Here is a 26,658-nt window from a genome sequence, read left to right as displayed (position 1 = left end):
AAAGAAATTTACAACCATAACAAAAAGATAATTTAGCAACTAATCTATGTTACACCAAAAATTTTTCAATCGATTTGTAATCAGACAAATCATTTGGGCTTTTGTGATTACTTACTTGCTTTTTAGCTTGTATTTAGTAATCTTTAAGGAATACAATTTTTTAATTTTAGTACTTCCTGGTATTTTGTTCGGATTGGCATTTGTTGATGCGTTTCAAACCAAACACACTATTAGAAAAAACTACCCAATCATCGGACGATTGAGATATATGTTAGAATCGATTCGTCCAGAGATGAGACAATATTTCTTCGAAGGAGAGTTGGACGGAAAACCATTCAACCGTCGTGAGCGTTCGATTGTTTATCAAAGAGCGAAAAACGAAAAGCAAACTATTTCTTTTGGTATGCAAGATGATCCTAATCGTTTAGGATACGAATGGGCAGCTCACTCTATTTATCCAAAAGAAGTTAGTGATTTTAACTTCCGTACCACAATCGGTAATGATCAATGTAAACAACCATATAGTGCAAGTATCTATAACATTAGCGCGATGTCGTATGGTGCATTGAGTAAAAAAGCGATTATTTCCTTGAACAAAGGTGCTCAATTAGGAGGATTTGCTCACAACACTGGAGAGGGAGGTTTGTCGCCTTACCACCGTTCGGGAGGAGATTTGATTTGGCAAATTGGTACAGGATACTTTGGTTGTCGTGATGAGCAAGGATTCTTCAATGATCAGTTGTTTGCAGAGCGTTCGCAATATCCAGAAGTAAAAATGATTGAGTTGAAACTATCTCAAGGTGCAAAACCAGGACACGGAGGGTTGTTGCCAGCTGAGAAAAATACAGTAGAGGTTTCTAAAATCCGTAATGTAAAACCTCATACAACGGTACACTCACCATCATTTCACTCAGCGTTTGGAAATGCAACAGAATTGGCGTATTTCATCAAGCGATTGAGAGACTTATCAGGTGGAAAACCAATTGGATTTAAAATCTGTATTGGTAAAAAATCTGAGTTTGAAGACATTGTAAAAGCGTTTAAAGAAACGGGAATTTGTCCAGACTTTATCACAATCGACGGAGCTGAGGGAGGTACAGGTGCTGCACCATTAGAGTTTATCGATTATATGGGTATGGCACTTTCGGATGCGTTGGTATTTGCCAACAAAATTTTGAAAGAATACGGATTGAGAGATCAAGTAAAAATCATCGCAGCAGGAAAAGTAATCTCTGCATTTGATTTGGCAAAAGCTATGGCGTTGGGAGCAGATGCTTGTTATTCAGCACGAGGAATGATGTTTGCTCTTGGATGTATCCAAGCGTTGCAATGTGATAGCGGGCACTGTCCTGTAGGTATCGCAACGCAAGATCCATTGTTGTACGAAGGAATGGATATCACAGACAAATCGGTTCGTGTAGCCACATTCCACAAAAATACAATGAAAGCCTTTGGAGAATTTATCGGAGCATGTGGTTTCTCAAAGCCTACAGAAATTACTCCAGATGTATTCCACAAACGTATCGAGCATGGAAAAAATATCAATTTCAAAGAAATGTATTTTTCACAATCATAAAAATAGAAACCGCCTGGAATGGGCGGTTTTTTTGTGTTGTCATTTTTTTAGTGAAAAATAGTGGGCTTTTTTTTGTTTTATTTAAGAATTGATTATATTTAGCACGTAAAACATAAATAAACAAGAAAAAAGAGATAAAAAGCTACAGACTATGATGACAGAAGAACAATTAGAACAGGAAAACAAGGCCATTGCAAGGGAGTATAAAGATTTGTTGAGCGTGAGTTATCAAACGCTTACTGATGAAGATAAAAAAATGATTCGCAAGGCTTTTGATGTAGCTGTAGAAGCACATAAAGATCAGCGAAGAAAGTCGGGTGAGGCATATATATTTCACCCAATTGCTGTGGCAAAAATCGTTGCCAATGAAATCGGATTGGGAGCAACGTCTATCGCAGCAGCTTTGATGCACGATGTGGTAGAAGATACCGATGTAACGGTAAAGGATATCGAACGAATGTTCAATCCTAAAATTGCTCAAATTGTTGCCGGATTGACCAAAATCTCTCAAATGGAACCCGATGCGGATATTTCGCTTCAGGCAGAGAATTACCGTAAAATGTTGTTGACACTCAATGATGATGTACGAGTGATTTTGATAAAAATTGCCGATCGTTTACACAATATGCAAACTATGGGGTCGATGGCTGCTTACAAACAAGCAAAAATTGCTTCGGAGACCTTGTATATTTACGCACCATTGGCTCATCGTTTAGGGTTGTTTAACATCAAAACTAAATTGGAAGATTTGGGATTGAAATATACCGAACCGGAAGAATACAACGATATTGCCAATCAAATCAACGAATCAAAAGAGGAACAAGAGGGGTATATCAAGGAAATTTCGGATATTTTGGACGCTTCGTTGCAAAAAGAAGATTTTGAATACATAATCAAAGGAAGACCAAAATCTGTGTATTCGATTTATAGAAAAATCAAAACGCAAGGAATTTCTTTTGATCAAGTGTATGACAAATTTGCCTTGCGTATCATTTATAAATCTCGTCCAGAGGATGAAAAATTTATTGCATGGAAGATTTATAGTATCATTACCAACCATTTTCGTCCGTCTCCAAGTCGATTGAGAGACTGGATTTCTTCGCCTAAATCAACAGGATATGAGGCGTTGCATACTACGGTCATGGGACCAAAAGGACGTTGGGTAGAAATACAAGTTCGCAGCGAACGAATGGACGAAATTGCAGAGAAAGGATATGCCGCTCACTATCGATACAAACAAGGTGTGACAGAAGAAAACAGTTTGGATATTTGGTTGAATTTGTTGAAAGAAGCCCTTGAAAATCCAGAAACTAATGCGGTGGATTTTGTGGAAGATTTCAAATTGAATTTGTATTCAAAAGAGATTTATGTGTTTACACCAAAAGGAGAAATCAAACCGTTGCCAAAAGGAGCAACAGCCTTGGATTTTGCTTTTTCAATTCACACAGATATAGGTATCAAAACGCGTGGTGCGAAAGTAAACGGACGATTGGTGCCATTGAATTTTGAATTGAACAGCGGTGATCAGGTAGAAATTATCACAGCCTCAAACCAAAAACCTACAACACATTGGTTAGAATTTGTAACTACCGCTCGTGCCAAAAACAAAATCAAAAATGTGTTGAACGAGGAAATGAAACGCATTGGAGAAGAAGGGAAAGAACTTTTAATCCGCAAAATGCGTCATTTGAAAATCAATTTTGATGAAAAGACTATCAACGAATTGGTAAATCATTTCCGCTTGAAAACGAGTTTGGATTTGTTTTACAAGGTAGGTTGTGGAATTATCGACAATCAGCAGTTGAAAGAATTTGGAAATCATAAAAATTCAAATCCTATTATCAACTTTTTCAAAAAGACCATCAAAATATCAGATTCCAAAGAAACGAATGCAGAAACAAAATTGGATTTATTGGTATTTGGAAAAGCCCAAGAAAAATTGGATTATAAATTGTCGAGTTGTTGCAATCCAATCCCAGGAGATGATGTATTTGGATTTGTAACCATCAATGAAGGAATAAAGGTACATAAAAGCAATTGTCCCAATGCCATTGCGTTGCAGTCAAATTATGCATATCGCATTCTTTCAGCCGAGTGGATAGATTCATCAATGCAGGATTTCAATGCAAAATTAGAAATCAAGGGAATCGATGGTTTAGGATTGACCAACGAATTGACCAAAGTGATTTCCAATCAAATGGGGGTTAATATACAAAGTATATCATTGAGTGGAAATGCTGGGATTTTTACAGGAGAAATTACGGTAATCGTTCCAAATAGTTCAGTTTTGAAAAAACTGACTGATAGTATCCTAAAAATTGATGGAGTAGAGAAAGTTACAAGAGTAAATTAAATTTTTAGTATAAAAGCCGAAAGAAGAAATAGTCTTTTGGCTTTTTGTTTTTTAATTTGATAATATTTTTTTAATTTGTATCCAAATGAATACACTCTATTCTTTAGAAAAGACAGATGCATTTGATAAATGGTTTAGAAAACTAAATGATTTAAAGGCAAAAGCCAAAATATTATTTAGACTTCAAAAGTTAGAAAAAGAAAGGGCATTTTGGCGATTGTAAATCTATTTGAAATGGTATTCACGGACTCTGAATACATTATGCAAAAGGATATAGAATTTATTTCAAAGAAGTAAATGGGGTGATTATTATTTTGTTAATTGGAGGAAACAAATCGTCTCAGCAACAAGATATTGAAAAAGAAAAAATAATTTGGGAAAAAATAAAAATAAAATATGAATACTACGAAATTTGAAATAGCAGATTATTTAAATGATAATGAAATAATTGCAGAATATCTCAATTCTGTATTTGAAGAAGGAAATGAAGAAGATGTGATTGTAGCGATTGGTCATATTGCAAAAGCTATTGGAATGAAAAAAATAGCAGAAAATACAGGAATGAGCAGACCGAGTCTTTATAAAGCATTATCAGAAGGGGCAAAACCTCAATTTTCAACCATAATGAAAGTTTTAAAAGCAGTAGGTGGACGATTAAGAGTAACACCAGTAACTGCTTAGCTATATAAATCATAACCATTCAAAATAAAAGAAATAGACTAGATTTTTTAGTCTATTCTTTTTTTTAAATTTATAAAATAACAGTATATTTGCACAAAATAGTCAAGGGATTATGAAAAAAGAAACCAATCAAGATATAGTAAAAAGAGTATTTACTAAGTATTTAGGAGAAAACGGGCATCGTAGAACTCCAGAACGTTATGCAATTTTGCATGAAATCTATGAAAGTGATGACCATTTTGATATAGAATCACTTTATTTGAAAATGAAAAACAAAAATTATAGAGTGAGTAGAGCTACGCTTTATAATACAATCGAATTATTGCAAGATTGTGGATTGGTAAGAAGACATCAATTTGGTCAAAATCAATCACATTTCGAAAAATCATACTTTGACAAGCAACATGATCACTTGATTATGACGGATTCTGGAGAGGTATTGGAGTTTTGTGATCCACGTATTCAACAAATCAAAGAAACAATTGAGGAGTTGTTTGGAGTAGAAATAGAAAATCACTCTTTGTATTTTTACGGAAAAAGAAAAACGCATAATAAATAACATTAAAAGGGCGAATTGTCGGTTGGTAATTGCCTCCATAAAAATTATAAACATTACAAAACATCATGACTGTAGATTTGCTACTTGGTCTTCAATGGGGAGATGAAGGTAAGGGGAAAATTGTAGATGTCCTTACTTCAAAATACGATATTATTGCACGTTTTCAAGGTGGTCCAAACGCTGGACATACATTAGAATTTGATGGAATCAAACACGTATTGCGTACGATTCCTTCAGGAATTTTTCACACAAATTCTATCAACATCATTGGTAATGGTGTGGTTATCGATCCAGTGGTTTTTGATTCAGAAATCAAAGGATTAGAAAAATTTAATATCGATATTTACAATCGCTTATTGATTTCGAGAAAAGCTCATTTGATTTTGCCAACACACCGTTTGTTGGATGCTGCTTCTGAAGCATCGAAAGGTAATTCGAAAATCGGTTCTACATTGAAAGGAATTGGTCCGACTTATATGGACAAAACAGGTAGAAATGGATTGAGAGTAGGGGATATCGAATTAGCAGATTTTAAAGAGCGTTACCAAGCTTTGGCTGAAAAACACATCGAAATGATCAAATTCTACAATGTAGAATTGAAATACGACCTTCCTGCAATGGAAAAAGAGTTTTTCGCATCGATTGAAGAATTAAAAAAATTACAGTTTATCGATTCTGAAGCTTACCTAAACAAGGCATTGAAAGAAGGGAAATCTATCTTGGCAGAGGGTGCTCAAGGTTCGTTATTAGATATCGACTTTGGTACTTATCCATTTGTAACCTCTTCAAATACAACAGCTGCAGGTGCTTGTACAGGTTTGGGAATTGCTCCAAACAAAGTAAAACAAGTATTCGGTATTTTCAAAGCCTATACAACTCGTGTGGGTTCACGGCCATTCCCAACAGAATTGACCAACGAAATTGGTGCTACCATGGCAAAAGTTGGAAATGAATTTGGTTCTGTAACTGGTCGTGCTCGTAGATGTGGTTGGTTAGACTTAGTTGCATTGAAATATGCTGTGCAAGTAAACGGTGTTACAGAATTGTATATGATGAAAGGAGATGTGCTTTCAGGTTTTGATACCATCGAGGTATGTACAGGATATGAATACAAAGGAGAAGTGATTCAGCATTTACCTTACAATATAGAACCAGAAAATGTAAAACCAGTATTTGTTCAGAAAAAAGGTTGGAGTCAAGATCTTACGAATATGACTACGTATGACGAATTGCCTCAAGAATTGAAAGATTATATCGCATTTATTGAGCAAGAAGTAGAAGTGCCTATTCGCATTGTTTCGGTAGGTCCAGATAGAAAACAAACTATCGTAAAATAATATAATAAAAGCTGTCAGAAATGACAGCTTTTTTATTTAATTGTGATATTTCATCAAGGAATACTCAAGTAAATCTTTAGAATGTTGATAAATTATCGTATTTTTGTTGCCTTAACTACAAATTTATGGCAGAACTAATATTATCAGCAATCGGATTAGGATTTATGTTGAGTGTGGTTTTTATAGGACCTGTGTTTTTTCTATTGATAGAGACAAGTCTAACTCGTGGGGCTCGACATGCACTGTTTTTAGATTTTGGAGTCATCGTTGCTGATATATTGTGCATTGTTGCAGCCTACTACAGTAGTCAAGATATTATTGAAATTATCGATCAATATCCTAGTTTTTATCGTATTTCTTCATTGATTATTTTTGCATACGGACTTTTTATGATTTTCTCTAAGACGAAAATGAAATTGGCAAACGAAGGTCAAATCGTAGGGAAAAATTATCTAAAAACTTTTTTTAATGGTTTTTTATTAAATATTCTCAACATAGGTGTCGTACTTTTTTGGTTAGTTACTGTTATTTTTATACGAAAAGAATATCCAGATACTAAATTGTTTATTCTTTATTTGTCAATAGTTATCATAACCTATTTACTCATAGATTTGACAAAGATATACTTAGCAAAGAATTTTCACAATCGATTAAAAGAAAGAGGAGCTAATAGAATTCGCAAAGCAGTAGGAGTGATTTTGGTGTTTTTAAGTATATTTTTATTTATGCAAAGTTTTTCACAGTTTAATCAGTTGGATAAAAACTTTGAAGAAAAAGGCATAGATAAAAATAATTTAAATGGAAATTGATATAATGTTTAAAAATAATAAGGTAGAAACAAAGTTTTGGTAATTTAAAATATTTTTCTAACTTTGTCTTTATAACTAACAACTAAAAAAATATGGTAGGATTACAACATGCGCATTCATATATGGCGTATTTGGTGTTGTTTTTCGTTGGATTAGCAGCGTTTAATGCACTAATCGGATGGATTGGAAAAAGAGATTTCAAACCGATGGATAAAACCATTGCATTGTTGGGATTGGCTTTTAGTCATTTACAAATGTTGGTGGGAATTATTTTATATTTTGTATCACCAATGGTTGTACCAATCGGAGATGCAATGAAAAATTCAGGTTTGAGATTGTATGCTTTAGAACACCCTTTGATAAACTTAATAGCTATTGTTTTGATTACCATCGGATTTTCAAAACACAAAAAACAGGAGCAATCTGCTTCTAAATTTAAAACAATCACATTGTTGTACGGGATTGGATTTATTCTATTAATGTCAAGAATTCCGTGGGACAATTGGTTGAATTAGACTTTTAGTATCTTGCAAACACAAGAGAAAGTGTAACCAAATTAAAATTGATGAAAAAATTTTTGATGAGCTTTGCTCTTTTTATTCCAATGGGCTATGCTGTTTCTTTTTCAAACGAAGAAGAAGTGAAATCTAAAGAAATGGCTATGTATCTTGTAAAAGAAGATTCAATTTCAGTTTCTGTAGATGATATCGAAGTACCTACATTAGATATCAATCAATTGAACCTTCAATTAGAAGAATTGGAAAAAAGTGTTGAGGTAATCAATGAAAATTGTATTGCAACTTACTACCATGACAAGTTCAATGGTAGAAAAACAGCAAGTGGAAAAGTATTTAGCAACAACGAGTTGACTGCAGCTCATAAAACGTTGCCTTTTGGTACTAAATTGAGAGTTACGAATATCGACAATGACGAATCTGTAATTGTAACAGTAACTGATAGAGGTCCATTTGTTAAAGGTAAAACTTTAGATTTGAGTAAAAAAGCTTTTATGGAGATTACTACTCATAAAGGCAGAGGTAATTTGAATGTGAAAATTGAAAAATTACCCAATGATTTTGAAGAAAATTTTGATCAGTTGACAGAAGAGATTGAAGTTTATAATTCTTTGTTAAAGTCTAAAAATTCTACTGTCAATGCAGTGTAACTTTAAATTAAAACCGCCCCAAAAGGCGGTTTTTTTATTCTTTATAATACACTCTTTTCACGCGTTGAGAAATGACCGTCATCACTTCGTAAGGGATTGTATGCCACTTTTTAGCTACTTCATTTATTGAAATATTTTTACCAAAAATCTCCACTTCATCACCAATGTTGATGTCGTCTTTGCCAATGTTTACCATAAGCATATCCATACAAATACTGCCTACAATAGGATAGCGTTTTCCCTTGATAAATACTTTGCCTACACCATATCCGTACATACGGCGAATACCATCGGCATATCCAATAGGAATCGTCGCAATTTTTGTCGGTTGTTCGGTTTTGAATCGTCTTCCGTACCCCACCGTTTCCTCTGACTGTATTTCGTTGATTTGTAAAACCACAGTTTTTAGTTTGGCAACCGATTCCAATTTTGCTTGTTCGTCTGCATCGTTTGCCACGCCGTACAATCCTATTCCCAAACGCACCATATCTAATTGATGTTCGGAAAAATTGGAAATTCCTGAAGTGTTGAGAATATGCAATAGAGGTTGATAAGTCAATTTTTCACAAATCAATTGAGCGTCTTTTTTAAAATTGTGAATTTGTTGTAAAGTAAAATCGCTCATTTTGGGAATATCGCTGGTTGCCAAATGAGAAAATATCGATGAAATTTCAATTTCATTATGGGTTGTAAGATATTCCAACAAAGACGGAATTTGGTCTGTTGTAAATCCCAAACGGTTCATTCCCGTATTGATTTTCAGATGAATAGGGTATTGAGAAATTTCCTGTTTTTGAAGGATTTTCACGAAAGATTTCAACAAATTTAAAGAATAAATTTCTGGTTGCAATTGATAATGAATCATTTGAGAAAACGCACTTTTTTCAGGATTCATCACTACGATTGGGCAAGAAATCCCCATTTTTCGCAATTGTACGCCTTCGTCTGCAAAGGCTACTCCTAAATAATCGACTTGTAAATGTTGGAGTTGTTTGGCTATTTCGTACGAACCATGACCGTAACCATACGCCTTGATCATCACCATCATTTTGGTAGTGGGATGTAAAAAACTCTTGTAGTAATTGTAGTTGTGCGTGATGGCGTCTAAATTGACTTCCAAAACCGTTTCATGGGTTTTTTCTTCTAATTCTTCCACGATTTTTTCAAAAGAAAAAACACGCGATCCTTTGATTAAAATCGTTTCATCAACAAATGATTCGATGTTGTAATGCTGTAAAAATTCGACTGTAGTATCGAAAAACACTCCCGAACAATAGTTGGGCAAATGTTTCGCAATGCGTTTGCCTATTCCGATGACTTTATCAACTTGGTAATTTTTGATGATTTGAGCGATTTTTTCGTACAATTCTTCATCTTGCCAACCACTTTGCAATATATCGGACAAAATCACCGTTTTGGTTTGATGATTTTTTTGCTGTTCCAATACATCAAAAGCGATTTTTAATGATTGATAATCCGAACTGTAACTGTCGTCGATAATCAATGAATTGTTTTTTCCATTTTTGATTTGTAATCGCAGATTTTCAGAAGGTAATGTTTGAATTTTTGCAATAATTTCCTCTGAATTTAAACCAAAATACAATCCACATGCTACACAAATTTTTCCGTTGTAAATCGATGCTTTGTCTGAAAAAGGAAAAGAAATGTCAAAAGATTGATTTTGATAGTGAACTTTGAATAAATTTTCAGAAATTTCCTCGAAAAAAATATCGCTATCTGGTGTAGCTCCCCACGAAATAGTAGAAATGTTTTTTGTGAATTTTTTTATTTCCAACTGATTGGGAATAAGCAATTTTTCAACCTGAGAAAACAATAGCATTTTTTCTTTGATTTTTTCCTCAGTTGATAAAAAACCTTCGCTGTGAGCATCGCCTATATTGGTAAAAATTCCAAACGATGGAGTGATGATGGGTTGCAGGTTTTTCATTTCCTCTACGGTAGAAATTCCCGCTTCGAAAATTCCAAAATTATGAGCTTGATTGATACCAAAAACCGAAAGAGGCACGCCCACTTGCGAATTGTAACTCTTGGGACTTTTGATAATGTTGAATTTTTCACTAAACAGGTGATTCAGCCACTCTTTGACCATTGTTTTTCCGTTGCTTCCCGTGATTCCGATGATTGGAATAGGAAACAACGAGCGGTAATAAGCAGCCAATTGTTGAAAGGCTTTCAATACATCTTTTACTACAAAAAAATGTAGTGAAGTGTTGGAAGCCAATTCTTTAGGAATGTAATTTACCACAAAATGAGTTACTCCACGCTTTACCAATTCGGGTAAAAAATGATGCGCATCGTGAAATTTTCCTTGAATAGCAAAAAAGAGTACACCCGCAGTATTTTTCTGCGAACGGCTATCAATAGAAACATCTTGTAGTAAAAATTCCGTTTGAACTCCTGTGTAATTTGCCTCAATCAACTGGCACAGAGTTGCTGTCTGAATCTTCATAAATTTACAGCGATTTTATAAATATTATTTTGGTGTTTCACGCATTTATCCTCTAAAAAGAGGGAAGTTTCTCACGTAGATTTCACAGATAAGCACAGATTTTTCAATAAACTATTCTTTAAAATTATTAAATCTACGGTTTAAGGCAGATTTTCACAAATTTATTTTTTTGATTTATCAAAAAAATATTTGCGATAATCAAAGTGTTATTATAAATCGTAATAAAATCTGGTTATATCAGCGTGAAATAATACTACAAATTAAAAGTTGAAATAATTTCTATAGCTATAGCGTAGTAATATTTTTCAAATTTTGAATCGTAGTGATAGGGTCTGCTGCGTTGAAAACAAAACTACCAGCTACCAATACATCGGCACCGGTTTCTACCAATTGTTTAGCGTTTTTGTCGGTAACACCACCGTCGATTTCTATCAACACATTGGCGTTGTTTCTCGTGATGATTTCTTTGAGTTGAGCCACTTTTTTGTAAGTGTTTTCGATAAAGGATTGTCCACCAAAACCTGGATTTACACTCATGATACAAACCAAATCCAATTGATGAATCACATCTTCCAACAAGGCTACATTGGTATGCGGATTGATAGCAACTCCGGCTTTCATACCTGCATTGCGTATTGCTTGTAAAGTGCGGTGTAAGTGCGTACATGCCTCGTAGTGAACCGTTAGTACATCAGCTCCCAAATCCTTAAAAGTCTGAATGTAACGATCTGGATCTACAATCATCAAGTGTACATCTATTGTTTTTTTTGCGTGTTTGTAGATAGCGTCGAGTACAGGCATTCCAAAAGAAATATTTGGAACAAAAACTCCGTCCATAATATCGATGTGAAACCAATCAGCCGCACTGTTGTTTACCATTTCTACATCGCGTTGTAAATTTCCAAAATCGGCAGCCAATACCGATGGAGCAATCAATGTGTTTTTCATTTTTTTTGTTAGTTTTCTTAGTTGAGGAATATGAAGATGTTTATGACTTTTTTCTCATGCAGATTTCATAGATAAATACAGATATTTTGAAATGATTTAAGAAAACTGCACTTAAAAACGATCAAACCTACGGTTTAAAGCAGATTACCACAGATTTTGTTTTTTTAATATATCAAAAAAAAACATCTGCGAAAATCAAGTTTTCATACTAAATCAAAATAAAATCTATTAATATCAGTATGAAATAAAATGAAATTAAAAAATCTAAAACAATGAAACAAAGGTAGTGTAAATTATGAAAACATTACGTTTATTTCAACTCAAATTTGTCTGCATCATTTAGAAAAGCCAATTTTTTTCGAGCATTTTCTTGTGCATCTTTATCTATTTCTACAATTTGTATTTGTTCGTCGTGCATAGGTACAACGATGTAATTTCCCATATAATCAATAGCTTGAGAATGTCCTGAGTAATTTACTTGTTGATTGTCTATTCCACAACGATTGACTGCAATTGTATAACTCATATTTTCGATAGCTCGTGCTTTCAATAATGAATCCCAAGCAAAAATTCTTTTTTCAGGCCAAGAGGCTACATAAATTAAAAGGTCATAATTCTGATCTACAATGCGGGTAAAAACAGGAAATCTCAAATCGTAACAAATCAAAGGGCAAATATTCCACCCTTTGTAATTTATGATTATTTTTTCATCACCTGAGGAATAAGAATTTTGTTCACCTGCTAAAGTAAATAAATGTTTTTTGTTGTAAGTCTGATAATTTCCTTCGGAAAAAATAAAAAATAATCGATTAAAAAAATGACCATTTTCCTCGATGACCCAACTGCCAACAACAGCCGATTGTTTTTCTTTAGCTATATTTTGTAAAAAAGAAAGAGTTTCACCTTTTTCGATTTCAGCTACATTTTTAGGATTCATTGTAAAACCTGTGGTACACATTTCCGGCAAAACAATCAAATCTACTTTTGAGTTCAGACCGTTTAGCAGGAGTTGAATTTTTTTTAAATTTTCAATTTTATTTTCCCAAATAGTGTCATATTGAACTAATGCGATTTTCATTTCAGATATTTAAACATTTATTTCACAAAGTTACGTGCAAAATATTAATGGACTTTAGTAACTTAGCAAAAAATTCAATGAAAGTTTTTTGACTATGAAATATGTAAAAATCATTGGCGTACCAGAGCATTTCAATTTTCCTTGGAAAATGTGTATTGAAAACGGTGAATTTCAGCAATATGGAATAGATTTAGAATGGGAGGATATACCCGAAGGAACAGGTAGAATATGTGAAATGTTGCGAAATGAAACCACCGATTTAGCTATTGTACTTACAGAGGGAATATGTAAAGATATTTCTAATGGCAATGAATCATATATTGTTCAAAAATATATCGAAACACCTCTGCAATGGGGAATACACGTGGCTCATGAAAGTAACTATGACTCTTTGGAAGATTTGAAAGGAAAAAAAATAGCGGTTTCACGCTTGGGGTCTGGATCTCATTTGATGTCAATGGTTTTTGCAAAACAAATGGGATGGGATATCAATGAATTGGAATATGTTGTGGTTCAGTCATTTGATAATGCTATCAAAGTATTGCAAAATGGAGAAGCCGATTATTTTATGTGGGAACAATTTATGACCCAACCTACTGTTGATGCACAGATTTTCAGAAGATTAGGAATATGTCCTACGCCTTGGTCTGCCTTTGTAGTAGCTGTGAGAAAAACTTTTTATGATGAAAATATAGCTTTGGTAAAACAATTGCTTGAAATTATCAATCAGACGACAAGAGAGTTTAAACAAATTCCATCGATAGACCAGACTTTGAGTGTGCAATTTGCTCAAAAAGTGGAAAATATCCGTCAATGGATGGGAATTACACGTTGGTCACAAAAAAACTACAGTAAAAAAGAATTTGAAACACTCAATCAATCGTTGATAGAATGGAATCTTTTGAACGAACTTTTGTCTTTTGAAAAAGTTATAAAATAAAAATGCAAGAATCATTGATTACTAAAATAAAGCAAATTTTTTCCTATACACTGCCCAAACCATGGAGCAGTGTATTGATTTTGCTATTTAGTATATTGGTGATTATCCCTTTGTTTATCATCATTCATCAAAATATTCACGATATTGATTGGGCATATAATCTCGATAGAATAACGATTTTTATCCTTTTGGTGTTTGTTTTATATTGGCTTTTATCAAAGGTAAAACGCATTGTGATTTGGGGGATTTTGTTGATGTTATTGTATTTTATGAAAGGGACATTTTTTCGTTCGTATGGCATACAAGAGGTATACGAAGATTATCGAGTAATGATGTATGCAATGAGCGAAGATGCCAATCCTCAGGATATTATTGTGTCAAAACTTTTGCCTTTTCCCAACAAAAAAAATATTTTAAATGCTATTGAGTACAATCATCCCGAGGTGAGAAATTTTGCATTGATGGCAACTTCTAAACACTTTAGAGACCATAAAGAAAGCGAAAGTCGCAGGCGAATGGTGCAAAGTTTTGCCATTTTTAAAGAAATACGCGATCGATGGAATTATGTCAATGATCCAAAAAACAGAGAGTATATAGCCAAAGCATCTGAGTCAGTACAACATTTTTCTGGTGATTGTGAAGACCACGCCATTTTGATGAGTGCCTCTATAAAAGCCATAGGAGGTGTAACGCGATTGATACATACACAAGGACATATATATCCCGAATTGTATATTGGTGATAAATCTGATTTGGAATATGCTATTTTTCTAATCAAAGAGCGGCTATTTGTAAAGGAAAGTCGTGGGAAAAATATTCATTATCACATCGACGAACGAGGGCATGTATGGCTCAATTTGGATTATACAGCTCGCTATCCTGGTGGACCTTTTATGGAGGAAATTATTTTAGGTCAATTGACTGTTGATTAAAAAATTCGATAACTGATTTTTTTCAAATTAGGCAAAAAGAATGCAACAAAACCTATCAATGGCAAAAAGCTACATATATGATAAATGTATTCGATAGAAGTTTTGTCTGCAAAATAGCCCAATACAGCCGAACCTACACCTGCCATTCCAAAGGCAAAACCGTAAAACAAGCCCGAAATCATTCCTAATTTTTTAGGCAATAATTCCTGTGCGTACACCAGTATTGCAGGAAATGCCGAAGCCATAATCATACCGATGATGATGGTGAGTACTACTGTCCATTCCAAAGTAGCATAAGGCAATAACAAAGCAAAAGGTGCGGCACCAAATACCGAAAATACGATGATGGCTTTGCGTCCGAATCGATCGCCCAAAAATCCGCCGATAAGCGTTCCGATGGCTACTGCCAATAAAAAGTAAAATAAATAAATCTGAGCCTGTGCTGTACTTACCCCAAATTTTTTCAAAGTATAAAATTGAAAGAAACTGGTGATACTTGCCACATAAAAGTATTTTGAGAAAATCAATACCAAGAGAATGCCTACAGTAGTTGTGATTTTCAATTGAGACAATTCAGGAATTTTGAGTGTTTTTTTCTGAGTAGAACGGTTGGTTTTTAGGTAGTTTTTGTACCATTGAGCAATATATGCCAAGATGATTTGTGCCAAAATTGCCACCCCGATAAAATAAATCAGATAGGAACTATCGTTGGGTAAAATCCACCAGGCAATCAGTAGGGGAGCAAGTGCAGTACCTGTATTTCCACCGATTTGAAACACCGATTGAGCCAAACTACGCCTTCCGCCCGAAGCCAAAAACGACACACGAGAAGATTCTGGATGAAAAATACTCGAACCAATTCCTACCATAAACACCGAAATCAATATCAAATAGTAATTTTGAGCATTAGCCAAAAGTCCAATTCCTATCATCGTAAAAAACATACCGATGAGTTGCGAGTATGGTTTGGGATTTTTGTCTGTATAGGCTCCAACGATGGGTTGAAACACCGATGCCGAAAACTGATAGCAAAGCGTAATCATCCCAATTTGAGCATACGATAATTGGTATTTGGCTTCCAATAGCGGATAAATTGCAGGAATCACAGCTTGCAACATATCGTTGAGCAAGTGAGCCAAGCTAATAGCTATCAGAATAGGGTATATTGTATTTTGAGTTTTTAGAGACATAGTTTTATTTTACTACTCCATAATCCGTCCAAACGCTTTTGTTTACTTTCGTTGCTTTTCGGATGCTTTCGTTGAGTTCCAATGCTTCTTTTCGAATATATCCCCGAGCATGATCGAGGTGAATACAAGTGGTGCTGTATCGAATTTGTTTTCCTTTTACGCCATTGTTTTCCAATCGTTCGCCTAATTCTCGGTCTTCGCCACCGTATTCCATGCGTTCGTCAAATCCATTTACTGCCAAAATATCAGCCAGCCAACCCGACGCATTGTGACCGTTCCATGATGGAGTAGTAGGCGTGAGGAAGTTGAGGAATTTGCTCCACCAACCTTTGGCTGTGATTTTGTTGTTTTTAAACGAAGATTTTATACCGTTTTGGGTAAGCCAATCGATATTGAAACAATTGCCATTTATGATATCTTCTTTAGAAATTTTATGCGACAAATGCATTGACAATTTGTGATATCCTCCCGAAAGAAAACGACCTTTTTCTCTCAATTTTATATGAGTTTCCACAAAATCGGGACGAGGAATACAATCCCCATCGGTCATGATTACATAATCGGTAGTACAATTTTGTAAGGCTTTATTTAGGATAATCGTCTTTTGAAAACCATTGTCTTCGTGCCAAATATGTTTGATAGGGTAGGGCATTTTTTCTTGCATAACTTTGATGAGGTTTTGAGTTTCTTCGCCCGAACCGTCATCTGCAATCAAAACTTCAAATACTTGATACGATTGTACAGAAAATCCCCACAAAACTTTTTCGAGCCATGCAGGAGAATTATAAGTGCTGATTATAATAGAAACATTACTTTTCATACCGACAAAGATACTCGAATTTTTTGATATATTTGCCAATTGTAGAAACGACTAAAAATGAAAAAAATATTAATAATTCAGCATAAAATGATAGGTGACGTATTGATATGTTCGCTCTTGTGTGAAAATATCAAAAAGCATTTGTCTAATGTTCAAGTTGATTATTTGGTCAATTCCAATACATTGCCTGTGTTGGAAAACAATCCTTATATTGACAACCTGATTGTTTTTGATGAAAAAGAACACAAAGGGTTGAAAAAAATGATAGGTTTTGCACGAAAAATCAATCAAAATCAATACGATGTGGTGATTGATGCCTATTCAAAATTAATCAGTTGGCTGACTGTTTTTTTCAACAATGCTCCAAAGAAAATTTCTTACAAAAAAAGAGGTCGTTCGTTTCTCTATACGCACAATATAGAAAAACATTTTAACCCAAAATCACATTTAGGCTTGGCAATTGAGCATCGTTTGGCGTTGTTGCAACCTTTGGGGATTGATAACCCAACGGTGCATTTCCCAAAACTATATGTAACTGAAAAAGAAAAGCAATTTGCTCAAGTCGAATTTCAGAAACACGGTTTACATCCTCAACGCAAAACGGTGATGATTAGTTTGTTGGGATCAGATGAAACCAAAACATTGCCTTTGGCTGAAATGGCAAAATTGGTGGAATATATCGGAAAAAATTACGAAGTCAATATATTATTCAATTATTTTCCATCACAGATTTCACAAGCACGACAAGTATATGATGCGTTGAGTAGGGAAGTACAGCAAAAAGTATTTTTTGATTTATTGGGTGATGATTTACGAGCATTTATCGTCATTATGGACGCTTGTGATTTGATTGTAGGCAATGACGGAGGAGCAATAAATATGGCAAAAGCATTGGAAAAACCATCTTTTATTGTATTTTCGCCATGGATTGAGAAAAAGGCATGGGCGAGTTTTGAAGATAGTATCAATCATGTGAGTACCCATTTGGCAGATTTTATGCACGAAAAATTGGAAGGAATCTCACAAAAAACTATTAAAAAACAAGTATTTGAGTTTTATAAATTCCTGACTTTTGAACTGTTTGAAAATCAATTGAAGACATTTTTGAATAGGCATTTGGGGGGGATTAAGAATTAAATAGAGGCACAATTGCTGATTTTTTCTAAAATAGGCTAAGTTTTTTAACCTAGTAATTTATGTTTGCTTTAAAAAGCGAAGCGTCTATTTATTTTTACAAAGTTATTTCTATGTTTCTACTGTGTTCTTTGTGGTTTAAAATATTATATTCAAAAGCGTAGCGTAAAAAAATATATGACTGAAAAATTATCTGTAGTAATCATAACCTACAACGAAGAAAAAAATATCGATGTACTCATTGGCAATTTAGATTTCGCTGATGAGGTAGTCGTTGTGGATTCAGTGAGTACAGATGCCACAATTAATTTATTGAAAAAATACCCACAAGTAAAAGTTTATCAGCACAAATTTGAAGATTTTTCAACCCAGCGAAATTACAGTTTGGACTACGCTACACACGATTGGGTATTGGTATTAGATGCAGATGAACGATTGAGTGACCAATTGAAAAAGGAAATCACGCAAGTAATCAATAGCAATCCAAAAGAAAATGGATTTTACATCAAACGACAATTTTATTTCAAAGGCGAATTGGTGCGATTTTCAGGATTGACAATAGATAAAAATTTGCGATTGTTTAGAAAAAACGGTGTGCGTTACAAAGGTTTGGTACACGAAAAACCAACAGTCGCTAAACCAATTGGGACATTGAAACATGCACTTTCACATTATTCATACGAAAGTTTTGAACATTATTTAGGAAAAGTAGTTTATTACAATCGTTTAAAAGCCATAGAAAAATATGAAAAAGGCTACAAGCCATCGTTTTTGAAAAAGATATTTCACCCTATTTATACTTTTTTTAGTAGATACATTATCAGAATGGGGATTTTGGATGGAAAAAAAGGAGTTGTATTGTCCTATATTTATGCTAAGGGAATTAGCGAACGATACAAAGAATTGGATAACTTGAATAAAAGACATTAGATGAAAAGAGATTTTATTGACCAACCGATATATAAAAAATCAGCTGAAATATTTGATACGTTGCACGAAATTTCAAAATTGATTCTTATATTTGACAAGTAATGTGAAGCAATTGATATGTCTTCAATAATTAATCCTCTTTCTTCTAAACGGCTGATTTGTTGTGGTATAGTAAGTGCGGGTTTATCAAACATAATAATAAAAAAGACACACCCTGGGACGCTGTTCAAGTGGGTAGCGCGGTGTGTACTGTTGGTGCAAATATACAAAATGTTTTTCATTGACCAAATATTTTTGTAGAAAAAGAATTGAACAAACAAACCGAAGAAACGCAACAGAAATCAGCTTTTAGGAAGTAAAAAAGCCCCAAAGCAAATGTTTGGGGCTTATACTATTCTAATATTATAGTGCAGTGTGTCGTAGCCATTGTACGATTGGGCACTTTATTTCTTCTGCAAAGATAAAAAAAAATAAATAAAAACAATTCTAAATAAGTCCTCTTTTTAAAATTTGTTTGATAACATCATTATTATCAATAATTTTTGAAATGTAACTACCAAACTTTTTTTCATACATTATTCTACTTTCTGGAGCAAAAGTTCCTAATAAGTAAAAAATCACTTTGATGCACGACTTTAAATTATGTCTGTCTTCATTTTCAAAATCAATAAGTGGAAATTTTTCTATGCGTTTAGAAGTGTTACAATCATATAAAATATTGCCGTGAGCAGATATATTTCGGATAAAAATAGTTGTTTGAATAAAATTTTCAAAAATATGAACCTTTTTTATACCAAATTCTTTTGCGATTTTGGCTTTTAGTTCCTTGTTTTTTAGGTTTTTATAGAGATAAACAATGTTGCCAAAAGTAAAAAACTCTAATGTTTTCCACGCAGGAGCATATAAGTCATTGATGTATTTTAGGTGGTGTCTTTGTATCGCCTTATTATTGGTTTTAAACTTGTTATCGTAAATTTTTTCTAAATCCTCTACATACTTTCGCTCCACTATACGAGTATCTGCAAACCAAGTAGGACTTTCTTTATACTCATTTGAAACCCAATAAATTAATTTAGTTCTAAAATTGATTTCTATCTGATTGATAATATTCATTAGCAACGAACGAAGATTGGCATCTAAATTATACAGAGCAATTACGTCTGAAAACTTCGTGTTTTCTTTGAATTGATGCTCTTTATTTACTTGAAAATAATGCCAATAAAATCCTAACCGATAATAACCAATATTGAGTAAAATTTTCTTGATTTCTTCAGTTTCTAAATCAAGTATCATTCCTCTACTTTTCAATATTTCTATTTGTTCCTCTACGGTGGTTGCCTTTTTCATTCTCTTGGATTATTTTATAAAAAAAACGACCCAAAAGCAGTTCTTGTGGTATGCAGTTGGGTTCTGTTGTTGCGAAGATACAAAATATTCTGCACTGACCAAATATTTTTGTAGAAAAAGAATTGAACAAACAAACCGAAGAACCAATCATTTTACAACAAGGTAAAAAACAAGGAACTTGGGTACTTACACACAAAAAAGCAAACATTGTAGTTTGGTTTGAAGAAGGAAATTTTAACAAAACTCAAAAGGTAGTGAATATCTACGATTTTCCAATTTCAGAATATAGCAAAATTCGAATCTATATGAAAGAAATCGGAGATTGATTAGTTAAAAATAACAATGAGTTGATATAATTGAAAGAAAATGAGTAATTTTGTATAAAAATAATATTTATGGAAAATATAATAAGTCTAGATACCGCATTAGCGATTGTAGGAGCGTTAAAAGTAAATGCTATCAAAGAAATGAAAGTAGCTCAAAATCAAGAAGAAATTGATAAATTAGATAGTAAGATTGATATGTACCTCAATGAAGAGAGAATTTTATATGGAAGTGATGAATTGTTGAAACTGACTATATATGATAAAATCATCAATTATTATAGTCCTCTAGTAAAAAGAATCAATGGATTTGCATAAACTTAAAGAAATTTACGAATTTGAGAAAATAAAACTTCTAAAAGGATTAGAAAGACAAGAAAAACCATTAGCTTTTATTTTAGGAGGTCAACCAGCATCAGGAAAAAGTAAATTAGGAACTTATATTCAAACTACTAATTCTGATAAACAGTTTTTGTTTGTAAATGGGGATGTTTATAGAGATTTTCATCCGAATGCAATGGAGCTAAAAAAAGCCCCTCAAACTTTTTCTGAAAAGACTCAAATTTTCTCCAACTTTTTCACTGAAGAATTGATAAAAGAAGCTATTAAAAACAAATACAATATTATCGTTGAGGGTACAATGAGAAATCCGCAAGTGCCTTTAAACACTGCAAAAATGTTTAAAGAAAACGGATTTCATGTAGAAGCCTTAGCAATTTCATCTCCTTCCATATTTACGGAATTAGGTCTGTATGTTAGATACCAGGAAGAAATAGAATTTCAAGGATATGGACGATTAGCCGATATTAATTCGTATTATTCAGCCGTAGAAGGAATTGGAAAGTCTTTAGACGCACTTTATAATGAAAAAGCCGTTGATAAAATACACTTACATTCCTATCAAGGGAAAGAGCATTTAGTTACATACAGTCTTGAAAACAATGAATGGAATAAAACAATCTTCCCTTCAGAAGAATTATATACTTCGAGAGAACAACAGTTAAAAAATAAAGAAATTATAAGTGATGTAATAAAAAGAGGAGATGTTTTTTTTCCAAAAATGGAAATAGAAATAAAGAAAAAAGTTTTGCCCTTATTAGAAGAATTGGAAAAACAATTGGAAAAACTACAACAACAAGATAAACCGAGAGGATTCAAAAGATAAAATATAAGCCTTGAAAATACAATTTTCAAGGCTGTTTTTGTTATTGTTTCAATCTAATTTCTCCTAACATAAGAGCTTGATTTAGATAAACGGTATATTTCTTTTTTTCTATTAATCCTTCCAATAGAACAAAATCAGAACCGTCCATTTCTATTTTAGTAATTTCAAAATATTTACCTGCAATTTTCTTTGCATTTTTTGAAATAGGCAACTCATTAATTCTGTCCAAAACTTCTAATCCGTAAGAAACAGATTGTGTTTTTCGCATAACATCATACGCTCCCATCATTGTTTCTAAATTGTTTGAACCCATTCCTACTGCCATAGCACCCACTCCAACTATATCTACAGCTTTTGATAGATTTTTCACGCTTAAAAAACCTTCTTTTTTCTCAATATACGCAAAATCTTTTTGATTGTTGAAAGGAACAAAAACTAACAATTTGTCGCCTTTTTTCAATGTGATTTCATCATTGATTTTCACTCCATTATCAACCAATTTTACAGAATACGGTATAATTCTGTCTTCTACTTCGCCTGTTTGTGAATATCCACAAACTACCGATAAAAACATACTTGTAGTAGTAAGTAAAACTTTTTTCATATTGATTTTTTATTTTCCTATTTTATTGTTTAGTTAGTTCCCAACGATAAGTGTAACCTGTCATAGAAGGGAATAAGTTAGGGTGTACTTCAAGAATTAATTTTGTATTTGACTGAAATGAATATTTAAGTAATTTTATTCCTGTAGATGTAATTTCACCATTTTCAGCTTTAAAATAAACAAGGTCATTAGCTTCATTTGGACAGAAATTTTTAAACAAATATTGATATATTCCGTTTTGTTTAGAAAAAATTATTTCTGCGTTTTTTTCACAGTCATCTATATTCAAGGCATCTTCATCGTTGAATATTTCTTGATTTGTAATTACTACTGTTTTTTCTCCTTTCCATGTTCCAATAAATTTATCTTCTTCATTGGATGAAACAACAGTTGTTTCTGAATCATTTTTATCACAACTTGTTAATGTAGCAGTTGCAAGTGCTAAAATAAAAAATACTTTTTTCATAAATCTTTTTTTTAGTTAATCAATATTTTTACAATGTAAAGTACACTCAAATGAAAAGGATAAAAATAATAAAATATTTTACCTGTATTAATCCCTTTTTTACCATTATATAAAAGCAATAGAACAATTCCTAATCCTGCCCAAAATTGCAGTATATTGATAATAAATACTGCAAATGTACTCAATAATTGTGCAATAATTGTTTTTATTGCACAATCTTTTATAAAATAAAAATTTACTATCAATAACAATCCGTAAATACCATATTCTAAATTACCTACAGTACTTAATATCAAAGCTGATAAAATTACCAATGATTTATGCAATAATGATAGAGGTTTTCTTAATAAATATATTAGAAATGCAGAAAGAAAAAGTGTAAAGAATATATTCTGATGTTCAAATTCTAACCACTTGTTGTAAAACAGCAAATCGTGAGGAATTTCCGACAAAAGGGCAAATAATAATAATCTACCCTTATACTTTACTACATTCTTTGAATGTACCATTCCTTCTGCTATCATAAATGCAAATAGAAAAAATGCAATCCTCCCAATAATTCTAAAAATTTCTTCTGAAGGAAAAAACACATAACCAATATGGTCTATGACCATTGTTATTATGGCTATTAACTTTAAATGAAAGGAATCAAGAAATTTCATCCAAAAAAATAATATTTTATAAAGAAAATCCCTGCAAGATGCATCAAAAATATAAATACTAATAATACTATCATTAAACTAAACATTAACACTATGTTTAATATTCTAAGGTCTTTTTCGGTAATGTTTTCCATAATCTTTCTATTTTAAATATAATCCTGTTGTTACTTGTTGATGGTATGTTCCTCCTTCTACACCTCTTAAGGCGTATAAATCCTCCAACTCTTTTTGAGTGTAGTTACTTCCATCGCCAACTTGTCGTACCAAATAAATTTTAGAGGACAAAATATATTTGCTAAAAAATATGTCTTGTAGCTCTTTTCGACGTTTGTTTTTGGTTTTTGTAGTACGTTTTTTCTTAACCAATGGCAAGGCAAATTCTCGCCATTGCTGGTTCATATGTCTTTTAAAATACTCATACGCACACTCTATTTGCACATAATCCAAATACTCCATTTCAATACCAATTTCTCTGACATCGCCTGTATAGAGTGTGTATTTTTTATATTTTCCTTCAAAAAAATAAGTAAGTAATTGACACAATAGCATTTTATCTAAATCCGAAGTATATTTGAATTTATACATTTTTAGGTGCATTTTTTCAATTTCTTGAGCTGATAAATTGTATTTTTTTATCAATCGCTCCAAAGCTCTTTCAGCAGATTGTTTTTCTCCATTTACTCCCCTTTTTACCAACTCATATACTTTTGCTATTTTTTGTCTAACTTCTTCCGTCATATCTCTTCTACTTTTTCAACTTTAACTTTATCTGTTTGTTCATCTATGTAGTACATTCCTATTTCTTCATAGTTGTTTTGTACTTTGTGTTTTGCTTCATCTTCCGATTCTGCATACACATAACTTCTGTATCTGATTTTACAAGTGTGTTCTGAAATTACTTCGTAATGTTTCATATTTTCTATATTTTGTGTTATTTTAATTTCCTTTTCTTTCTTTCTTGCAAACGGATAAATTGAAATAGCTAAAATTGAAAGAAATAAAGGGATTACTATTTCTTCATTTTTTTGTAACCATTTATAAACATTTGCTATTTTGGTGTGTATTTTTTTCGACATTATAATAGGTTTACCTATATTTATTTTCTAACAATTTTTCTCTAAATTCTTTTGGATTGGCAATCATAAATGATTGAGCTATTTCTCCTGTTGAAATGGTCAATATTCCATACCCCAACATTCTACCTAAAACAGATTCATACATGCCAATTCCTTCCATTTTGAATAATAGTAAATCGGCTGTTCGCTTTACTAATATTCCCTCTTTTACTGTAAGAAATTGTTGTCCAATTTCAATTTTGATACTGTTTACCAATAATAGCTTATAAATTCCTACTATGAACAAATAGATAAAAATTGATAAAAAAGCTACACTAAACCACGATTCATATTTAATTCCATAAGGTAAAAGAATTAAAGAAGGTAATCCAATAGCTATGAAAAAACAAGGTTTTACCTTTGACATCCAATGTATCTCTGCTTGATAATTTTTAATTGTATCCATAATTTGTATAATTTATATTGTGAAACTTCGATGTTGCTAAATTTACCTCACAGCGTTCGGACAATATTCCTCCGTGTCTGTTTTTCTGTATGATAATTTCTATTTCGTTGTCTGTTGGTTCTCCGTCATATTCTTCGCCCCATTGGGTAATTCCGTAATATTCTGGTCGATACAAAAAGATAACTTCATCTGCATCTTGTTCAATTGCTCCACTGTCTCGCAAGTCTGAAAGTAAGGGTCGTTTATCGTGCCTTTGTTCAACATTTCTTGACAGTTGAGAAAGTGCAATTACAGGTATATTTAATTCTTTTGCCAAGGCTTTCAATTCTCTTGAAATAGTTGAAATTTCCTGCTCTCTACTCTTGGCCGAATTGTGATTTATCAGTTGCAAATAATCAACAAATAATATCTGTATATTGTGTCGTAATTTCATCATTTTTGCCTTTGTTTTTAGATTGTCTATTGTGATTGCTGGTGTATCATCAATATGAATAGGCAATTCTTGTAAATTCGGTTTATGGTGTAAATATACTTGTATTTCATGTGGTTTTAAACCTTTTCTCAATACCGATGAATTGGGTATTTGAGTAATATTGGTTAAAATTCTACTTGCAATTTGCTCTGCACTCATTTCTAACGAAAATATTCCAACGGCTAAATTCTGTAAAGCTGCATCAACGGCTTGTTGTACGATAAAGGCTGTTTTACCCATACCCGGGCGACCTGCAACAACTGTTAAATCTGAATTTTGCCAACCACCAAAGGCTTTATTTATTATATTCAGTGAACTTGGAATTCCTGGCACTTGTCCTGCATGTATTCTTTCAAACTTTTGCTGTACTTTTTCAATCAAATCTGAAAAAGTTTCTTGTTTTTTGTTTCTTTCTATGAATTTGTCAATGAATAAATCATCAAAATATTGATAGGCTTTATCTCTGATTTCAAAAATATCTGTATCGGAATTGGCTATATTTAATAAGTGTTTGAATTTTAAAATAAAATCTCTTTTTACAGACAATTGAGTGAGCAAAAATATATGGTGTTCCGTGTGTGCTGTACTTGCAATTGACATTGCCAAATCAACAGTATAGGGAACTAAATGTACTAAATTTCTTTTCTGCAATTCAATCCCTAAGATTGATAAATCCATACATTTATATTCATTCCAATAATCTTTGATGATTGTATAAATGTGAATGTGTTCTGTATTGGTAAATAAATTTTCACTTAAAGAACTAACCAATTCATCTAATAAAACAGGCTTCTGAATTAACGCCCCTAAAACTTCTTGCTCAAGTTTTAAATTTATATTTTCAGTTTGAACTGCCATTGGTCGAGAATATTTTTTGCTTTGGTTAATAGATTTTCTTCTGTTTCATTGTTACTTTTATCAGCGATAATATTTTTGATACTAATCATTGCATATTGTAGAGCTTCAAATTCGGTTTCAAAACCTTTAGAATATTTTGATAAAGGACCTGTAGAATAAAAAGACAAAGAAAATATACAAAACGAACCTCGCCATTGATTTTCTATTAGTGCTGTATAGGCAAAGATTTGCAATCTTTCTTTCTTGTCTGAATAGATTTCGTGTACTATTATTGGATTAGTACATACTCCATTTTCATTGATTTCAAATGTTTTCATA

General features: G+C 32.7%; 30 protein-coding genes and 1 pseudogene. 16 read left to right on the top strand and 15 right to left on the bottom strand.

The genetic code is table 11. The features are described 5' to 3' along the window. The first annotated feature begins 46 nt into the window (after window positions 1–46). The 9 genes and pseudogenes from AB4865_RS11080 to AB4865_RS11040 form a co-directional block, all read left to right on the top strand. Window positions 47–1,576 carry an FMN-binding glutamate synthase family protein gene (locus AB4865_RS11080; protein ID WP_372473364.1) on the top strand — a complete coding sequence of 510 codons (1,530 nt, stop codon included), beginning with the start codon at window positions 47–49 and terminating at the stop codon, window positions 1,574–1,576. 154 nt (window positions 1,577–1,730) lie between these two features. Then, complete coding sequence (locus AB4865_RS11075) at window positions 1,731–3,929, top strand: bifunctional (p)ppGpp synthetase/guanosine-3',5'-bis(diphosphate) 3'-pyrophosphohydrolase (RefSeq protein ID WP_372474910.1); 2,199 nt, start codon at window positions 1,731–1,733, stop codon at window positions 3,927–3,929. An 85-nt stretch (window positions 3,930–4,014) separates the two neighbouring features. Beyond that, window positions 4,015–4,152: a hypothetical protein gene (locus AB4865_RS11070; RefSeq protein ID WP_372473363.1), complete on the top strand. Its 138-nt coding sequence runs from the start codon at window positions 4,015–4,017 to the stop codon at window positions 4,150–4,152. Window positions 4,153–4,325: 173 nt separating this feature from the next. After that, window positions 4,326–4,610: an addiction module antidote protein gene (locus AB4865_RS11065; protein WP_372473361.1), complete on the top strand. Its 285-nt coding sequence runs from the start codon at window positions 4,326–4,328 to the stop codon at window positions 4,608–4,610. Between the two features lie 112 nt (window positions 4,611–4,722). Further along, a complete protein-coding gene (locus AB4865_RS11060) occupies window positions 4,723–5,169 on the top strand; it encodes a Fur family transcriptional regulator (RefSeq protein WP_372473360.1) in 447 nt (148 codons plus the stop codon). Window positions 5,170–5,234: 65 nt separating this feature from the next. Next, window positions 5,235–6,506, top strand: a complete 1,272-nt coding sequence (locus AB4865_RS11055) for an adenylosuccinate synthase (RefSeq protein ID WP_372473359.1) — start codon at window positions 5,235–5,237, stop codon at window positions 6,504–6,506. A 125-nt stretch (window positions 6,507–6,631) separates the two neighbouring features. Next, complete coding sequence (locus tag AB4865_RS11050) at window positions 6,632–7,315, top strand: LysE family translocator (protein ID WP_372473358.1); 684 nt, start codon at window positions 6,632–6,634, stop codon at window positions 7,313–7,315. A gap of 92 nt (window positions 7,316–7,407) precedes the next feature. Next, window positions 7,408–7,830: a hypothetical protein gene (locus tag AB4865_RS11045; protein ID WP_372473357.1), complete on the top strand. Its 423-nt coding sequence runs from the start codon at window positions 7,408–7,410 to the stop codon at window positions 7,828–7,830. A 65-nt stretch (window positions 7,831–7,895) separates the two neighbouring features. Then, window positions 7,896–8,375 (top strand): annotated as a pseudogene (locus tag AB4865_RS11040) (septal ring lytic transglycosylase RlpA family protein); the annotation flags it as partial. Window positions 8,376–8,514: 139 nt separating this feature from the next. Here AB4865_RS11040 and AB4865_RS11035 read toward each other — a convergent pair. The 3 genes from AB4865_RS11035 to AB4865_RS11025 form a co-directional block, all read right to left on the bottom strand. Then, entirely contained in the window at window positions 8,515–10,950 is a 2,436-nt protein-coding gene (locus AB4865_RS11035) for a bifunctional UDP-N-acetylmuramoyl-tripeptide:D-alanyl-D-alanine ligase/alanine racemase (RefSeq protein WP_372473356.1), read from the bottom strand. A 285-nt stretch (window positions 10,951–11,235) separates the two neighbouring features. Beyond that, window positions 11,236–11,898, bottom strand: coding sequence for a ribulose-phosphate 3-epimerase (gene rpe, locus AB4865_RS11030; RefSeq protein ID WP_372473354.1), 663 nt, complete (start codon window positions 11,896–11,898; stop codon window positions 11,236–11,238). A gap of 310 nt (window positions 11,899–12,208) precedes the next feature. After that, window positions 12,209–12,976, bottom strand: coding sequence for a nitrilase family protein (locus AB4865_RS11025; RefSeq protein ID WP_372473353.1), 768 nt, complete (start codon window positions 12,974–12,976; stop codon window positions 12,209–12,211). A gap of 94 nt (window positions 12,977–13,070) precedes the next feature. Here AB4865_RS11025 and AB4865_RS11020 point away from each other — a divergent pair, with 94 nt between their 5' ends. Then, window positions 13,071–13,916 carry an ABC transporter substrate-binding protein gene (locus AB4865_RS11020; RefSeq protein ID WP_372473352.1) on the top strand — a complete coding sequence of 282 codons (846 nt, stop codon included), beginning with the start codon at window positions 13,071–13,073 and terminating at the stop codon, window positions 13,914–13,916. A gap of 2 nt (window positions 13,917–13,918) precedes the next feature. Beyond that, window positions 13,919–14,848, top strand: coding sequence for a transglutaminase (locus AB4865_RS11015; RefSeq protein WP_372473351.1), 930 nt, complete (start codon window positions 13,919–13,921; stop codon window positions 14,846–14,848). Here the strand turns inward: AB4865_RS11015 and AB4865_RS11010 are convergent. Next, the gene (locus AB4865_RS11010; RefSeq protein WP_372473349.1) at window positions 14,845–16,038 is read right to left on the bottom strand and encodes an MFS transporter; all 1,194 of its coding nucleotides are present in this window, start codon (window positions 16,036–16,038) and stop codon (window positions 14,845–14,847) included. The genes AB4865_RS11015 and AB4865_RS11010 overlap by 4 nt on opposite strands. A 4-nt stretch (window positions 16,039–16,042) precedes the next feature. Then, complete coding sequence (locus tag AB4865_RS11005) at window positions 16,043–16,858, bottom strand: glycosyltransferase family 2 protein (protein ID WP_372474909.1); 816 nt, start codon at window positions 16,856–16,858, stop codon at window positions 16,043–16,045. Between the two features lie 57 nt (window positions 16,859–16,915). On the opposite strand from AB4865_RS11005, the gene AB4865_RS11000 reads away from it, so the two are divergent. Both AB4865_RS11000 and AB4865_RS10995 read left to right on the top strand, forming a co-directional pair. Next, entirely contained in the window at window positions 16,916–17,995 is a 1,080-nt protein-coding gene (locus tag AB4865_RS11000) for a glycosyltransferase family 9 protein (RefSeq protein WP_372473347.1), read from the top strand. A 174-nt stretch (window positions 17,996–18,169) separates the two neighbouring features. Further along, window positions 18,170–18,922: a glycosyltransferase family 2 protein gene (locus AB4865_RS10995; RefSeq protein WP_372473346.1), complete on the top strand. Its 753-nt coding sequence runs from the start codon at window positions 18,170–18,172 to the stop codon at window positions 18,920–18,922. Here the strand turns inward: AB4865_RS10995 and AB4865_RS10990 are convergent. Together AB4865_RS10990 and AB4865_RS10985 are read right to left on the bottom strand one after the other, a co-directional pair. Further along, complete coding sequence (locus AB4865_RS10990; RefSeq protein ID WP_372473345.1) at window positions 18,919–19,203, bottom strand: hypothetical protein; 285 nt, start codon at window positions 19,201–19,203, stop codon at window positions 18,919–18,921. The genes AB4865_RS10995 and AB4865_RS10990 overlap by 4 nt on opposite strands. Before the next feature lie 205 nt (window positions 19,204–19,408). Further along, entirely contained in the window at window positions 19,409–20,269 is an 861-nt protein-coding gene (locus AB4865_RS10985) for an Abi family protein (protein ID WP_372473344.1), read from the bottom strand. Window positions 20,270–20,391: 122 nt separating this feature from the next. On the opposite strand from AB4865_RS10985, the gene AB4865_RS10980 reads away from it, so the two are divergent. The 3 genes from AB4865_RS10980 (at window position 20,392) to AB4865_RS10970 (ending at window position 21,757) form a co-directional block, all read left to right on the top strand. Beyond that, window positions 20,392–20,595, top strand: coding sequence for a hypothetical protein (locus tag AB4865_RS10980; protein WP_372473343.1), 204 nt, complete (start codon window positions 20,392–20,394; stop codon window positions 20,593–20,595). A gap of 69 nt (window positions 20,596–20,664) precedes the next feature. Further along, on the top strand, window positions 20,665–20,910 hold the full coding sequence (locus tag AB4865_RS10975) for a hypothetical protein (protein WP_372473342.1): 246 nt from the start codon (window positions 20,665–20,667) through the stop codon (window positions 20,908–20,910). Further along, a complete protein-coding gene (locus AB4865_RS10970; RefSeq protein ID WP_372473341.1) occupies window positions 20,897–21,757 on the top strand; it encodes a zeta toxin family protein in 861 nt (286 codons plus the stop codon). The genes AB4865_RS10975 and AB4865_RS10970 overlap by 14 nt, the downstream gene beginning before the upstream one ends. A gap of 40 nt (window positions 21,758–21,797) precedes the next feature. Here the strand turns inward: AB4865_RS10970 and AB4865_RS10965 are convergent, their stop codons facing one another. From AB4865_RS10965 to AB4865_RS10930, 8 genes are all read right to left on the bottom strand, one after another. Then, complete coding sequence (locus AB4865_RS10965; protein WP_372473340.1) at window positions 21,798–22,361, bottom strand: hypothetical protein; 564 nt, start codon at window positions 22,359–22,361, stop codon at window positions 21,798–21,800. A gap of 22 nt (window positions 22,362–22,383) precedes the next feature. Then, window positions 22,384–22,827 carry a hypothetical protein gene (locus AB4865_RS10960; RefSeq protein ID WP_372473338.1) on the bottom strand — a complete coding sequence of 148 codons (444 nt, stop codon included), beginning with the start codon at window positions 22,825–22,827 and terminating at the stop codon, window positions 22,384–22,386. Between the two features lie 11 nt (window positions 22,828–22,838). Beyond that, the gene (locus AB4865_RS10955; RefSeq protein ID WP_372473336.1) at window positions 22,839–23,489 is read right to left on the bottom strand and encodes a TraX family protein; all 651 of its coding nucleotides are present in this window, start codon (window positions 23,487–23,489) and stop codon (window positions 22,839–22,841) included. Between the two features lie 141 nt (window positions 23,490–23,630). Further along, window positions 23,631–24,227, bottom strand: coding sequence for a hypothetical protein (locus AB4865_RS10950; RefSeq protein WP_372473335.1), 597 nt, complete (start codon window positions 24,225–24,227; stop codon window positions 23,631–23,633). Beyond that, complete coding sequence (locus AB4865_RS10945) at window positions 24,224–24,403, bottom strand: hypothetical protein (RefSeq protein ID WP_372473334.1); 180 nt, start codon at window positions 24,401–24,403, stop codon at window positions 24,224–24,226. The genes AB4865_RS10950 and AB4865_RS10945 overlap by 4 nt, the downstream gene beginning before the upstream one ends. Window positions 24,404–24,575: 172 nt before the next feature. Then, on the bottom strand, window positions 24,576–25,010 hold the full coding sequence (locus AB4865_RS10940; protein WP_372473333.1) for a PH domain-containing protein: 435 nt from the start codon (window positions 25,008–25,010) through the stop codon (window positions 24,576–24,578). Further along, window positions 24,997–26,340 carry a replicative DNA helicase gene (locus AB4865_RS10935; RefSeq protein ID WP_372473332.1) on the bottom strand — a complete coding sequence of 448 codons (1,344 nt, stop codon included), beginning with the start codon at window positions 26,338–26,340 and terminating at the stop codon, window positions 24,997–24,999. Before AB4865_RS10935 ends, AB4865_RS10940 begins: the two co-directional genes overlap by 14 nt. Beyond that, window positions 26,316–26,657, bottom strand: coding sequence for a hypothetical protein (locus AB4865_RS10930; RefSeq protein WP_372473331.1), 342 nt, complete (start codon window positions 26,655–26,657; stop codon window positions 26,316–26,318). Before AB4865_RS10930 ends, AB4865_RS10935 begins: the two co-directional genes overlap by 25 nt. Window position 26,658 lies beyond the last annotated feature (1 nt).

Origin of the sequence: Capnocytophaga sp. ARDL2 (assembly GCF_041530365.1) — a bacterium.
Lineage (GTDB): Bacteria > Bacteroidota > Bacteroidia > Flavobacteriales > Flavobacteriaceae > Flavobacterium.
Note: the sequence above shows the minus strand (reverse complement) of the source record. Positions and strands in the feature narration are given on the sequence as shown.

Excerpts from the sequence above, each read along its gene's own strand:
- AB4865_RS11080 (WP_372473364.1), top strand. The coding sequence starts at position 47 with ATGTTACACCAAAAATTTTTCAATCGATTTGTAATCAGACAAATCATT.
- AB4865_RS11075 (WP_372474910.1), top strand. The coding sequence starts at position 1,731 with ATGACAGAAGAACAATTAGAACAGGAAAACAAGGCCATTGCAAGGGAG.
- AB4865_RS11070 (WP_372473363.1), top strand. The coding sequence starts at position 4,015 with ATGAATACACTCTATTCTTTAGAAAAGACAGATGCATTTGATAAATGG.
- AB4865_RS11065 (WP_372473361.1), top strand. The coding sequence starts at position 4,326 with ATGAATACTACGAAATTTGAAATAGCAGATTATTTAAATGATAATGAA.
- AB4865_RS11060 (WP_372473360.1), top strand. The coding sequence starts at position 4,723 with ATGAAAAAAGAAACCAATCAAGATATAGTAAAAAGAGTATTTACTAAG.
- AB4865_RS11055 (WP_372473359.1), top strand. The coding sequence starts at position 5,235 with ATGACTGTAGATTTGCTACTTGGTCTTCAATGGGGAGATGAAGGTAAG.
- AB4865_RS11050 (WP_372473358.1), top strand. The coding sequence starts at position 6,632 with ATGGCAGAACTAATATTATCAGCAATCGGATTAGGATTTATGTTGAGT.
- AB4865_RS11045 (WP_372473357.1), top strand. The coding sequence starts at position 7,408 with ATGGTAGGATTACAACATGCGCATTCATATATGGCGTATTTGGTGTTG.
- AB4865_RS11035 (WP_372473356.1), bottom strand. The coding sequence starts at position 10,950 with ATGAAGATTCAGACAGCAACTCTGTGCCAGTTGATTGAGGCAAATTAC.
- rpe (WP_372473354.1), bottom strand. The coding sequence starts at position 11,898 with ATGAAAAACACATTGATTGCTCCATCGGTATTGGCTGCCGATTTTGGA.
- AB4865_RS11025 (WP_372473353.1), bottom strand. The coding sequence starts at position 12,976 with ATGAAAATCGCATTAGTTCAATATGACACTATTTGGGAAAATAAAATT.
- AB4865_RS11020 (WP_372473352.1), top strand. The coding sequence starts at position 13,071 with ATGAAATATGTAAAAATCATTGGCGTACCAGAGCATTTCAATTTTCCT.
- AB4865_RS11015 (WP_372473351.1), top strand. The coding sequence starts at position 13,919 with ATGCAAGAATCATTGATTACTAAAATAAAGCAAATTTTTTCCTATACA.
- AB4865_RS11010 (WP_372473349.1), bottom strand. The coding sequence starts at position 16,038 with ATGTCTCTAAAAACTCAAAATACAATATACCCTATTCTGATAGCTATT.
- AB4865_RS11005 (WP_372474909.1), bottom strand. The coding sequence starts at position 16,858 with ATGAAAAGTAATGTTTCTATTATAATCAGCACTTATAATTCTCCTGCA.
- AB4865_RS11000 (WP_372473347.1), top strand. The coding sequence starts at position 16,916 with ATGAAAAAAATATTAATAATTCAGCATAAAATGATAGGTGACGTATTG.
- AB4865_RS10995 (WP_372473346.1), top strand. The coding sequence starts at position 18,170 with ATGACTGAAAAATTATCTGTAGTAATCATAACCTACAACGAAGAAAAA.
- AB4865_RS10990 (WP_372473345.1), bottom strand. The coding sequence starts at position 19,203 with ATGAAAAACATTTTGTATATTTGCACCAACAGTACACACCGCGCTACC.
- AB4865_RS10985 (WP_372473344.1), bottom strand. The coding sequence starts at position 20,269 with ATGAAAAAGGCAACCACCGTAGAGGAACAAATAGAAATATTGAAAAGT.
- AB4865_RS10975 (WP_372473342.1), top strand. The coding sequence starts at position 20,665 with ATGGAAAATATAATAAGTCTAGATACCGCATTAGCGATTGTAGGAGCG.
- AB4865_RS10970 (WP_372473341.1), top strand. The coding sequence starts at position 20,897 with ATGGATTTGCATAAACTTAAAGAAATTTACGAATTTGAGAAAATAAAA.
- AB4865_RS10965 (WP_372473340.1), bottom strand. The coding sequence starts at position 22,361 with ATGAAAAAAGTTTTACTTACTACTACAAGTATGTTTTTATCGGTAGTT.
- AB4865_RS10960 (WP_372473338.1), bottom strand. The coding sequence starts at position 22,827 with ATGAAAAAAGTATTTTTTATTTTAGCACTTGCAACTGCTACATTAACA.
- AB4865_RS10955 (WP_372473336.1), bottom strand. The coding sequence starts at position 23,489 with ATGAAATTTCTTGATTCCTTTCATTTAAAGTTAATAGCCATAATAACA.
- AB4865_RS10950 (WP_372473335.1), bottom strand. The coding sequence starts at position 24,227 with ATGACGGAAGAAGTTAGACAAAAAATAGCAAAAGTATATGAGTTGGTA.
- AB4865_RS10945 (WP_372473334.1), bottom strand. The coding sequence starts at position 24,403 with ATGAAACATTACGAAGTAATTTCAGAACACACTTGTAAAATCAGATAC.
- AB4865_RS10940 (WP_372473333.1), bottom strand. The coding sequence starts at position 25,010 with ATGGATACAATTAAAAATTATCAAGCAGAGATACATTGGATGTCAAAG.
- AB4865_RS10935 (WP_372473332.1), bottom strand. The coding sequence starts at position 26,340 with ATGGCAGTTCAAACTGAAAATATAAATTTAAAACTTGAGCAAGAAGTT.
- AB4865_RS10930 (WP_372473331.1), bottom strand. The coding sequence starts at position 26,657 with ATGAAAACATTTGAAATCAATGAAAATGGAGTATGTACTAATCCAATA.